General features: G+C 67.8%; 8 protein-coding genes. 6 read left to right on the plus strand and 2 right to left on the minus strand.

The annotated features are described in order from the left end of the window. Both DK459_RS02635 and DK459_RS02640 read left to right on the plus strand, forming a co-directional pair. Positions 1 to 1,281, plus strand: a 1,281-nt coding sequence (locus DK459_RS02635) for an autotransporter outer membrane beta-barrel domain-containing protein (RefSeq protein ID WP_110134587.1), incomplete at its 5' end; no start/stop codon positions are given. Between the two features lie 161 nt (positions 1,282 to 1,442). Continuing rightward, positions 1,443 to 2,894: a methyl-accepting chemotaxis protein gene (locus DK459_RS02640; protein WP_110134441.1), complete on the plus strand. Its 1,452-nt coding sequence runs from the start codon at positions 1,443 to 1,445 to the stop codon at positions 2,892 to 2,894. A 113-nt stretch (positions 2,895 to 3,007) separates the two neighbouring features. Here the strand turns inward: DK459_RS02640 and DK459_RS02645 are convergent, their stop codons facing one another. Beyond that, positions 3,008 to 4,531, minus strand: coding sequence for a fumarate hydratase (locus DK459_RS02645; protein WP_006388864.1), 1,524 nt, complete (start codon positions 4,529 to 4,531; stop codon positions 3,008 to 3,010). A gap of 77 nt (positions 4,532 to 4,608) precedes the next feature. Further along, positions 4,609 to 5,376, minus strand: coding sequence for a crotonase/enoyl-CoA hydratase family protein (locus tag DK459_RS02650; RefSeq protein ID WP_006388863.1), 768 nt, complete (start codon positions 5,374 to 5,376; stop codon positions 4,609 to 4,611). Positions 5,377 to 5,646: 270 nt separating this feature from the next. Between DK459_RS02650 and glyQ the strand changes: the two genes are divergently transcribed. Genes glyQ through DK459_RS02670 form a run of 4 tightly spaced genes read left to right on the plus strand, consistent with a single transcriptional unit; the run spans position 5,647 to position 9,961 of the window. After that, the gene (gene glyQ, locus DK459_RS02655; RefSeq protein WP_006388861.1) at positions 5,647 to 6,558 is read left to right on the plus strand and encodes a glycine--tRNA ligase subunit alpha; all 912 of its coding nucleotides are present in this window, start codon (positions 5,647 to 5,649) and stop codon (positions 6,556 to 6,558) included. After that, a complete protein-coding gene (gene glyS / locus DK459_RS02660; RefSeq protein WP_024067789.1) occupies positions 6,559 to 8,697 on the plus strand; it encodes a glycine--tRNA ligase subunit beta in 2,139 nt (712 codons plus the stop codon). Continuing rightward, positions 8,694 to 9,233: a D-glycero-beta-D-manno-heptose 1,7-bisphosphate 7-phosphatase gene (gmhB, locus tag DK459_RS02665; RefSeq protein ID WP_024067788.1), complete on the plus strand. Its 540-nt coding sequence runs from the start codon at positions 8,694 to 8,696 to the stop codon at positions 9,231 to 9,233. The genes glyS and gmhB overlap by 4 nt, the downstream gene beginning before the upstream one ends. Then, positions 9,233 to 9,961 (plus strand): 1-acyl-sn-glycerol-3-phosphate acyltransferase, encoded by a 729-nt coding sequence (locus DK459_RS02670; protein ID WP_006388858.1) that lies wholly within the window; start codon positions 9,233 to 9,235, stop codon positions 9,959 to 9,961. The genes gmhB and DK459_RS02670 overlap by 1 nt, the downstream gene beginning before the upstream one ends. Positions 9,962 to 10,072: the final 111 nt, after the last annotated feature.

Raw genomic sequence — 10,072 nt, forward strand, 5'->3', positions numbered from 1 at the left:
CCTCCTGTGACTGACCCGGCGCCGCCGACAACCGAGCCCGTTCCCCCTGCCTCCGACCCGGCGTCACCGCCAGCAACCGATGCAGCAACACCCGGTGACGACGGCGCGGCGCCGTCGTCACCCATCCGATTCGCGGATCTCCTCAGCAACCGCAACACCATCGCGACCGCCAATGCGATCGAAAGCCTGCCCGCCGACCACGAACTCTATCGTCGAGCATTGAGCCTGCCCGAAGGCGCCCCCCAGGCCTACTTTTCAGCGCTCGCCGGAGAAATCCACGCCAGCGTCCGCCATGCGTTGCCCGGCCTAGACACGACCATTCGCGATGTGCCGCTGAAACATCTGCGCGCCAACTTGAATGCGGGCCGGCATGCTGGCTCGCCCACGGCGGCCGCGGGAGTGAGCGATGCGCCGCCCGCCGCCTCGACCCTGCCCGGGTCCGACGCCCACCCCGCCTGGGCGCAGTTGGTCGGAAGCTGGCAAGACCAGGGTGCGACAGACGATAGCAACGCCGTCCGCCTGCGCACCGGAGGTATCTTCATCGGTGTGGACCGCGCCATCGGCGCCGGCTGGCGCCTGGGCGGCGCGCTCGGCTACACCGACAGCCAGCTGCGCACCGATGGCGCGAACGCCAAGAGCAATATCTCGAGCTATAGCGCGATCGCCTACGGAGGCAAGGCATTCGAGACGCGCGGCGGCAGGCTCAATGTCCTGCTGGGAACGGCCTACACCTGGCACAACGTCGGCACTCGCCGTGGCGTCGTGGCCGGCGCACTGGACCAGACCTTGCGCGCCGACTATCGCGCCAGCGCCACCCAGCTATTCGCCGAACTGGGTTACGCCCTGGCCGCAAGCGGTGCGTTGTCAGTGGAACCCTACGCCGGCCTGGCATGGGCCAGCCAACGCAGCTCCGCGTTCCAGGAACGCGGCGGCAGCGGCGCGCTCTCGGGCGTCGGCCAGTCCGCGCGGACAACGACAACAACGCTGGGCGCCCGCCTCCGCCACGCGCTGCAATCGGGCAGGTTCGACGGCGCCCTCACAGTCGGCGCGGGTTGGCGTCGCGCCTTCGGCGACCTGTCGACGACGTCGACGCAGTCGTTCGATGCCGGCGATGCCTTCACCATCGTCGGCGCGCCCATCGCCCGCGACACCTTGCTGCTGGAAACCGGATTACAGGCACGCACAGGCCGCAACGCAATGGCCGGCTTTCACTATGCCGGACAGTTCAGCTCGCGCAATCGGAACCACGGCGCCACGCTGACTTGGCGCTGGGCGTTCTGATCGTGTTCGCCCCGATTCATTCGGGGCGTCCAAGACCTTTATCAGACTGCCTAACAGAGCCCATCCGGCAATTCACGGCCTTCCGAACCTTATGATCCAGGTCACCCACACATAGAGACTTTGTTGACCGATACCGGCCGGCATCTTCGTTCGAGTTCAACATGCATTGGTTTCCCTTCAAGCGCCTGTTCCGTCGCAAGCGCGACACGCGGAATGCGGATCTGTACGGCCAGATCGCGGCCATCCACAAGGCGCAGGCGATCATCGAGTTCGACCTGGACGGCCATGTGCTCATGGCCAACCAGAATTTCCTCGATGCCATGGGCTACACGCTCGACGAACTGCGGGGGCAGCACCACCGCATCTTCGTGGCGCCCGACCGGCGCGGCTCTCCTGAATACCAGGCGTTCTGGGACAAGCTCAAGCGCGGCGAGTACGACGCGGGCCGCTATCGCCGCATCCACAAGGACGGCAGCGACGTCTGGCTGCAGGCCAGCTACAACCCGATCCTCGACGAGTCCGGCCGGCCCTTCAAGGTGGTCAAGTACGCCACCGACGTCACCGAGCAGCAGCGCCGCCAGGCCGACACCGAGGGCCAGCTTGCCGCCATCTCCAAGGTGCAGGGCATCATCGAGTTCGAACTGGACGGGACCATCATTCGCGCCAACGACCTGTTCCTGGACGCCATGGGCTACCGCGAAGACGAACTGCGCGGCCGCCACCACAGCATGCTGGTGCTGCCCGAGGAAGTCCGCAGCCCCGCCTACAAGGAATTCTGGCGCAAGCTGCGCGGCGGCGAATACGACACCGGCCAATACCTGCGCATTGGCAAGAACGGGCGCCGCGTCTGGATCGAGGCCAGCTACAACCCGATCTTCGATGCGGAGGGCCGGCCATTCAAGGTGGTGAAGTTCGCCACCGACATCACCCGCCGCTTCACCGCCGCGCAGACGCTGCGGGTGGCGGTGCAGGGCCTGACCGAGAACGCCGAACGCGCCAGCCAGGCCAATACGCTGGCGCGCGACGCCTGCCAGGTGGCTGAGGAAGGCGGCAAGACCGTGGCCGGCGTGGTAGCCACCATGGGCACCATCACCGAAAGCTCGCGGCGCATCTCGGAGATCATCGGCGTGATGGATGGCATCGCGTTCCAGACAAACATCCTGGCGCTCAATGCCGCGGTCGAGGCGGCGCGCGCGGGCCCGCACGGCAAAGGCTTCGCGGTGGTGGCGGCCGAGGTGCGCAGCCTGGCCCAGAACAGCGCATCCGCGGCCAAGGAGATCAAGGACCTGATCACCACCTCGGTCCAGCAGATCGGCAGCGGCGCCGAACAGGTACAGTCCGCCGGCGCCACCATGGAGAACATCGTGACCTCGTCGCGGCGGGTCACCGAGATCATGGGCGAAGTGGTGGAGGTCTCGCTGGCGCAATCGGCCAAGCTGGGCGAAGTCACCGAGGACATCACCCAGATGACGGCCGAGGCGGCGCACGAACTGCAGAGCGCCTATGAGGCCCAGGACCGACCCGAGGCGGCGCGCGAAGCGGCATCGGCGCGAGCCGTGGCGCCCCGCGCACCGGCGTCCTCGCAGTCGGCGCTGGAGTACGTGCGCTACTGACCGGCCCTGATCGCTCGGCCACGGGCGCCCGTGCCGACGGCAGGCCGCGAATCGTCCCAGGGATAAAAAAAGGGCGCCGTCACCGGCGCCCTTCTCGCATTCATGTCGCCCGTTTACGCGGTGGCGACCGGGATCTTGCCGATCCTGGCCTGCCATTCCTTCGGGCCGGTGGTGTGGACCGAAGTGCCCTGGGCGTCAACCGCCACGGTCACCGGCATGTCCTTCACGTCGAACTCGTAGATGGCTTCCATGCCCAGGTCGGCGAAACCCAGCACCTTGGCGCCGCGGATCGCCTTGGACACCAGGTAGGCCGCGCCGCCCACGGCCATCAGGTAGGCCGAGCCGTGCTTCTTGATCGACTCGATCGCGACGGGGCCGCGCTCGGACTTGCCGATCATGGCGATCAGGCCGGTCTGCTCCAGCATCATGTCGGTGAACTTGTCCATGCGGGTGGCGGTGGTCGGACCGGCCGGGCCCACCACTTCGTCGCGCACCGGATCGACCGGGCCGACGTAGTAGATGACGCGGTTGGTGAAGTCCACCGGCAGCGGCTCGCCCTTGGCCAGCATGTCCTGGATGCGCTTGTGCGCGGCGTCGCGGCCGGTCAGCATCTTGCCCGACAGCAGCAGGGTCTGGCCCGGCTTCCAGCTGGCGACTTCTTCCTTGGTCAGCGTGTTCAGGTCGACCTGCTTGGACTTGTTGTAGTCCGGCGCCCAGTGCACTTCCGGCCATTCCGACAGCGACGGCGGGTCCAGGCGCGCCGGGCCCGAGCCGTCCAGCTCGAAGTGGGCATGGCGGGTGGCCGCGCAGTTCGGGATCATGGCGACGGGCTTGGAGGCCGCGTGCGTCGGGAAGGTGTTGATCTTGACGTCCAGCACGGTGGTCAGGCCGCCCAGGCCCTGGGCGCCGATGCCCAGCGCGTTGACCTTTTCGTACAGCTCGATGCGCAGTTCTTCGAGCTTGTTCTGCGGGCCGCGGGCCAGCAGTTCGTACATGTCGATGTCTTCCATCAGCGACTGCTTGGCCATCAGCATGGCCTTTTCGGCGGTGCCGCCGACGCCGATGCCCAGCATGCCCGGCGGACACCAGCCGGCGCCCATGGTCGGGACCGTCTTGAGCACCCAGTCCACCAGCGAATCGCTGGGGTTGAGCATGGCGAACTTGGACTTGTTTTCCGAACCGCCGCCCTTCGAAGCCAGCTGCACGTCGACCTTGTCACCCGGGACAAGCTCGACGTGCAGGATACAGGGCGTGTTGTCGCGGGTGTTCTTGCGGGCGAACAGCGGATCGTCCAGCACCGAGGCGCGCAGGGGATTGTCCGGGTTCAGGTAGCCGCGGCGCACGCCTTCGTCGCACAGTTCCTGCAGGGTGCGCTTGGTGTCGAAACGCACGCCCATGCCGACCTTCAGGAACACGTTGACGATGCCGGTGTCCTGGCACAGCGGGCGCTTGCCCTCGGCGCACATGCGCGAGTTGGTCAGGATCTGCGCCATCGCGTCGCGCGCGGCCGGGCTTTCCTCGCGCTCGTAGGCGCGGGCCAGGTGGCGGATGTAGTCGACGGGGTGGTAATAGCTGATGAACTGGATGCCATCGGCTATCGACTGGATGAAGTCTTCTTCTTTGATGAGGACGGACATGGCGATATGCGGGTTACGGAGGGAAACGTGAAAACGCGGCCGGCGAACCGGCCGCGCGCGATGGGGTGCAGCTTATTTTATTTTCCTTGCCAGACAGGCTTGCGCTTTTCGGCGAAAGCCGTGGCGCCTTCCTTGGCGTCGGCCGACGAGAAGATATGGGCGATCAGCGGACGCTGGCGGTTGAACATCTCTTCCTGGGTCCAGTCGCCGGACTGCGCCACGATGCTCTTGGCGGTCTGCACCGACAGCGGGCCGTTCTCGACGATGGCGCGGGCCAGTTCCAGCGCGCCGGCCAGGGCGCCGCCCGGCTCGGTCAGGCGGTTCACCAGGCCGAAGCCGTAGGCGCGCTCGGCGCCCAGCATGTCGCCGGTCAGGATCACTTCCATGGCGATGTGGTACGGCAGGCGGCGCGGCAGGCGCAGCATGCCGCCGGCGCCGGCCACCAGGCCGCGCTTGACTTCGGGCAGGCCGAACTTGGCGTTGCTGGCGGCCACGATCAGGTCGGACGCCAGGGCCATCTCGCAACCGCCGGCCAGCGCATAACCTTCGACCGCGGCGATCAGCGGCTTTTTCGGCGGCGCTTCGTTCAGGCCTGCGAAACCGCGGCCTTCCACGTACGGACGCTGGCCCGACTTGGCGAAGGCTTTCAGGTCCATGCCCGACGAGAACGTGCCGCCCGCGCCCGTCAGGATGCCGATGCGCACGTCGTCGCGGCTGTCCAGCTGGTCCAGCGCGGCTGCCATGGCCTGGGCGGTTTCCAGGTTGATGGCGTTCTTGGCCTCGGGACGGTTGATGGTGATGATCTGGATGCCGTCGGCGACTTCCACCTTGATCAGGTCAGACATGCGGATGCTCCTTCCGGGGTTTTGGATATTGGTTTTATATAAGACTGGTCAACCTGGAATGATACGACCAATGCCCGGCCGCCGCAGGGCGCCGGCGGAGCAACGTCCGCCTGGAGCACGCCCCGCCCGATATGTAACCGCGAGGATGTAACCGCCTGGATGCGACCCCAATCCCGGGGTCCGGCCCCGGGGCCGCCCCGGGCCAGTTAAAATGCCCGGTTTCCCACGCCCACGGCAGACGTCGCCCGGCGACCGAATTCCAAGAATCCTATGCTCACCTTTCAGCAAATCATCCTTACGCTCCAGGAATACTGGGACAAGCAGGGTTGCGCCCTGCTGCAGCCCTACGACATGGAAGTCGGCGCCGGCACCTCGCACACCGCCACTTTCCTGCGGGCGATCGGCCCGGAGCCCTGGCGCGCGGCCTACGTGCAGCCCTCGCGCCGCCCCAAGGATGGCCGCTACGGCGAGAACCCCAACCGCCTGCAGCACTACTACCAGTACCAGGTGGTGCTGAAACCCGCGCCCCCGGAAATCCTGGACCTGTACATCGGCTCGCTCAAGGCGCTGGGCATCGACCCCACGCAGCACGACATCCGCTTCGTCGAGGACGACTGGGAAAACCCGACGCTGGGCGCCTGGGGCCTGGGCTGGGAAGTGTGGCTGAACGGCATGGAAGTGACCCAGTTCACCTACTTCCAGCAGGTCGGCGGCCTGGATTGCACCCCGACCACGGGCGAGATCACCTACGGCCTGGAACGCCTGGCCATGTACCTGCAGGACGTGCAGAGCGTGTACGACCTGGTCTGGACCGAAGGCGCCAACGGCCGCCGCGTGCTGTACCGCGACGTGTTCCACCAGAACGAAGTGGAACAGTCCACCTACAACTTCGAATATTCGTCGGCCGAGATGCTGTTCGCGCACTTCAACGACTACGAAGCCGAGGCCAAGCGCCTGATGGACGTGCCGCTGGCCCTGCCGGCCTATGAAGCCACGCTCAAGGCCGCGCACACCTTCAACATGCTGGACGCGCGCGGCGCGATCAGCGTCACCGAGCGCGCCGCCTACATCGGCCGCATCCGCAACCTGTCGCGCGCCGTCGCGCAGGCCTACTACGATTCCCGCGAACGACTGGGCTTTCCCATGCTGGGCCGCGACAAGGCCGCCGGGGAGGCTGCATAAATGACGACGAACATCCGCCCCCTGCTGGTCGAGCTGCTGACCGAAGAACTCCCGCCCAAGGCCCTGCAGAAGCTGGGCCAGGCTTTCGCCGAAGGCGTGCGCGCCACGCTGGCGCGCCACGGCCTGCTGGCCGATGGCTGCGCCGTCGAGCCGTACGCCACGCCGCGCCGCCTGGCGGTGCGCCTGTCGGCCGTGCTGGCGCAGGCGCCCGATCAGGCCTACGCCGAAAAGCTGATGCCGGTGAAGATCGGCCTGACCGAAGACGGCAAGGCCACCCCGGCGCTGCAGAAGAAGCTGGCCGCCAAGGGCCTGGAAAACATCGACCTGGCCACCCTGGAACGTGAATCCGACGGCAAGCAGGATTACCTGGTCGCCCGCGGCACCGCCCCCGGCGCCGCGCTGGCCGTCGGCCTGCAGGAAGGCATCGACGCGGCCATCGACGGCCTGCCGATCCCCAAGGTCATGCGCTACCAGCTGGCCGACGGCGAGACCACCGTCAAGTTCGTGCGCCCGGCGCACGGCCTGATCGCGCTGTTCGGCGCCGACGTGGTTCCCGTCAGCGCCCTCGGCCTGACCGCCGGCCGCGACACGCTGGGCCACCGCTACATGAGCAGCGGCGCCATCGCCATCGCCGATGCCGACGCCTACGCCGCCACCCTGGCCGAGAAGGGCCGCGTGGTGGCCTCGTTCGAAGGCCGCCGCGACGAGATCCAGCGCCAGCTGCTGGACCACGCCGGCCGTCTGTCGGCCACGCTGGGCGACGACCCCGAAGTGGCCGCCCTGCTCGATGAAGTCACCGCCCTGGTCGAACACCCCACCGTCTACGTCGGCGAGTTCGAGGAACAGTTCCTGCAAGTGCCGCAGGAATGCCTGATCCTGACGATGCGCCTGAACCAGAAGTACTTCCCGCTGTTCGACCCGGCCAGCGGACGCCTGACGCACCGCTTCCTGATCGTGAGCAACATGCGCACGGACAACCCGGTGAACATCGTCGAAGGCAATCAGCGCGTGGTGCGTCCGCGCCTGGCCGACGCCCAGTTCTTCTTCGAGACCGACCGCAAGACGCCGCTGGCCGCGCGCGTCGAGCAACTGGGCTCGATCGTCTACCACAACAAGCTGGGCACCCAGCTCGAACGCGTCGAGCGCGTGCGCGCCATCGCCCGCGACGTGGCTGGCAAGCTGGGCGGCGATGTCGCCGCCGCCGACCGCGCCGCGCTGCTGGCCAAGGCCGACCTGGGCTCGAACATGGTGGGCGAGTTCCCCGAGCTGCAAGGCATCATGGGCGCCTACTACGCCGCCGGCGACGGCGAGCCGGACAGCGTCGTGCAGGCGCTGCGCACCCAGTACCGCAACCGTTACGACACGCCGGTTTCGCAGGACGACCTGACCGCCGCCACGCTGTTCATCGCCGAACGCGCCGAGACCCTGGTCGGCATCTGGGCCATCGGCCTGGCGCCCACCGGCGAACGCGACCCCTTCGGCCTGCGCCGCGCCGCGCTGGGCCTGATCAGCGCCTTCGAGCAACTGGCCGCCGGCGGCTGGCTCAAGCTCAACCAGGACGGCCCGCTGTCGCTGGACGGCCTGCTGGCCGCCACCGCCGCCACCTTCCCGGCCGGCAAGATCCCCGCCGACACGCTGGCGGAAGTGCGCGCCTTCATCTACGAACGCTACCGCAACCAGCTGATCAACGAACACGACCGCAACGCGGTCGAGGCCGTCATCGCCCTGACGCCGCCGCTGCACCAGGTGGCCGAGCGCGTGCGCGCCGCCGCCGCCTTCGCGCAGATGCCCGAGGCCGCCAGCCTGGCGGCCGCCAACAAGCGCATCGGCAACCTGCTCAAGAAGGCCGAAGGCGAGATCGGCGCGGTCAATGACGCCGCGCTGGTCGAGCCCGCCGAAAAGGCGCTGGCCGCCGCCATCGCCGCGCTGCGCCCGCAGGCCGAGGCGCAACTGGCCGCCGGCGACTTCGCCGCCAACCTGCGCACGCTGGCCCAGGCCCGCGAACCGGTGGACGCCTTCTTCGCCGACGTCATGGTCATGGCCGAGGACCCGGCGGTGCGCGCCAACCGGCTGGCGCTGCTGGGCCAGCTGCACACCCTGATGAACCAGGTCGCTGACATTTCCAGGCTGGCACAGTGAAGCTCATCATCCTCGACCGCGACGGCGTCATCAACCAGGACAGCGATGCGTTCGTCAAGAATCCCGACGAATGGATCGCCCTGCCCGGCAGCCTGCAGGCCATCGCCCGCCTGACGCAGGCGGACTGGACGGTGGTGGTCGCCACCAACCAGTCCGGCCTGGCGCGCGGCCTGTTCGACATGGACACGCTGACCGCCATCCACGCCAAGATGCGGCGCGAGCTGGCCGCCGTCGGCGGCAGCGTGGACGCCGTCTTCATGTGCCCGCACGGCCCGGACGACGACTGCACCTGCCGCAAGCCGCGTCCCGGCATGTTCGAGCAGATCGGCCATCGCTACGACGTCAACCTGGCCGGCGTGCCGGCCGTGGGCGACTCGCTGCGCGACCTGCAGGCCTCCAGCGCCGCGGGCTGCTCGCCCTGGCTGGTGCTGACCGGCAACGGCAAGAAGACGCTGGCCAAGGGCGGCCTGCCCGAGAACACCCGGGTCTGCGACGACCTGTCGGCCGTGGCCGACGCCCTGCTGCAGGACAACTGATGGCCCGGCTGCGCTCGCTCCTGTATTTCCTGTTCCTGGCCATCACGGTCATCCCCTATGCCTTCGCTTGCGTGCTGTGGGCGCCGCTGCCGCTGCACCTGCGCTACAAGCTCACGGTGGGCTGGCCGCGCCTGGCCATCTGGGGCGCCAAGGTGTTCTGCGGCATCCGCTGGCAGGTCAAGGGCTGGGAAAACCTGCCCGACGGCCCGGCGGTGCTGCTGTCCAAGCACCAGTCGGCCTGGGAAACGCTGTTCTTCCCGGCCTACATGCCGCGCGAAGTGTGCTTCGTCTACAAGAAGGAACTGCACATGGTGCCGTTCTTCGGCTGGGGCCTGGCGTTGCTGCGCATGATCGCCATCGACCGCTCCAAGGGCCGCGACGCCTTCGAACAGGTGGTCAAGCAGGGACAGGTCCGGCTGGACGAAGGCCGCTGGCCGCTGCTGTTCCCGGAAGGCACCCGCGTGCCGCCCGGCAAGACCGCGCGCTTCAAGATGGGCGGCGCGTTGCTGGCCTCGCGCACCGGCGCGGTGGTCATCCCGGTGGCGCACAACGCCGGCGAATGCTGGCGCCGCAATGCCTTCGTCAAATATCCAGGCCTGGTTACGCTGTCCATCGGTCCCGCGATAGAATCGAAGGGAATCTCCCCCGAGGAACTGAACCAGAAAGTGCAGGACTGGATCGAAGGGGAAATGCGGCGTCTCAATCCAGAAAGGTATGCCCAGCACTGACCAGCTCGAACTCCTGTTCGACGTGCAAGACTCCGACGCGTCCACGGACGCGTCGCCGCTGACCGCGTCCCCCGCGGCGCGCCCGGCACCCGTGGCCACGCCGCCCGCCCC

Source organism: Achromobacter sp. RW408, assembly GCF_003184165.1.
GTDB classification, from domain to species: Bacteria; Pseudomonadota; Gammaproteobacteria; order Burkholderiales; family Burkholderiaceae_B; genus Achromobacter; species Achromobacter xylosoxidans.

What these genes read in the sequence shown, in the direction of transcription:
- DK459_RS02640 (WP_110134441.1), top strand. Translation starts at nt 1,443, where the DNA reads ATGCATTGGTTTCCCTTCAAGCGCCTGTTCCGTCGCAAGCGCGACACG.
- DK459_RS02645 (WP_006388864.1), bottom strand. Translation starts at nt 4,531, where the DNA reads ATGTCCGTCCTCATCAAAGAAGAAGACTTCATCCAGTCGATAGCCGAT.
- DK459_RS02650 (WP_006388863.1), bottom strand. Translation starts at nt 5,376, where the DNA reads ATGTCTGACCTGATCAAGGTGGAAGTCGCCGACGGCATCCAGATCATC.
- glyQ (WP_006388861.1), top strand. Translation starts at nt 5,647, where the DNA reads ATGCTCACCTTTCAGCAAATCATCCTTACGCTCCAGGAATACTGGGAC.
- glyS (WP_024067789.1), top strand. Translation starts at nt 6,559, where the DNA reads ATGACGACGAACATCCGCCCCCTGCTGGTCGAGCTGCTGACCGAAGAA.
- DK459_RS02670 (WP_006388858.1), top strand. Translation starts at nt 9,233, where the DNA reads ATGGCCCGGCTGCGCTCGCTCCTGTATTTCCTGTTCCTGGCCATCACG.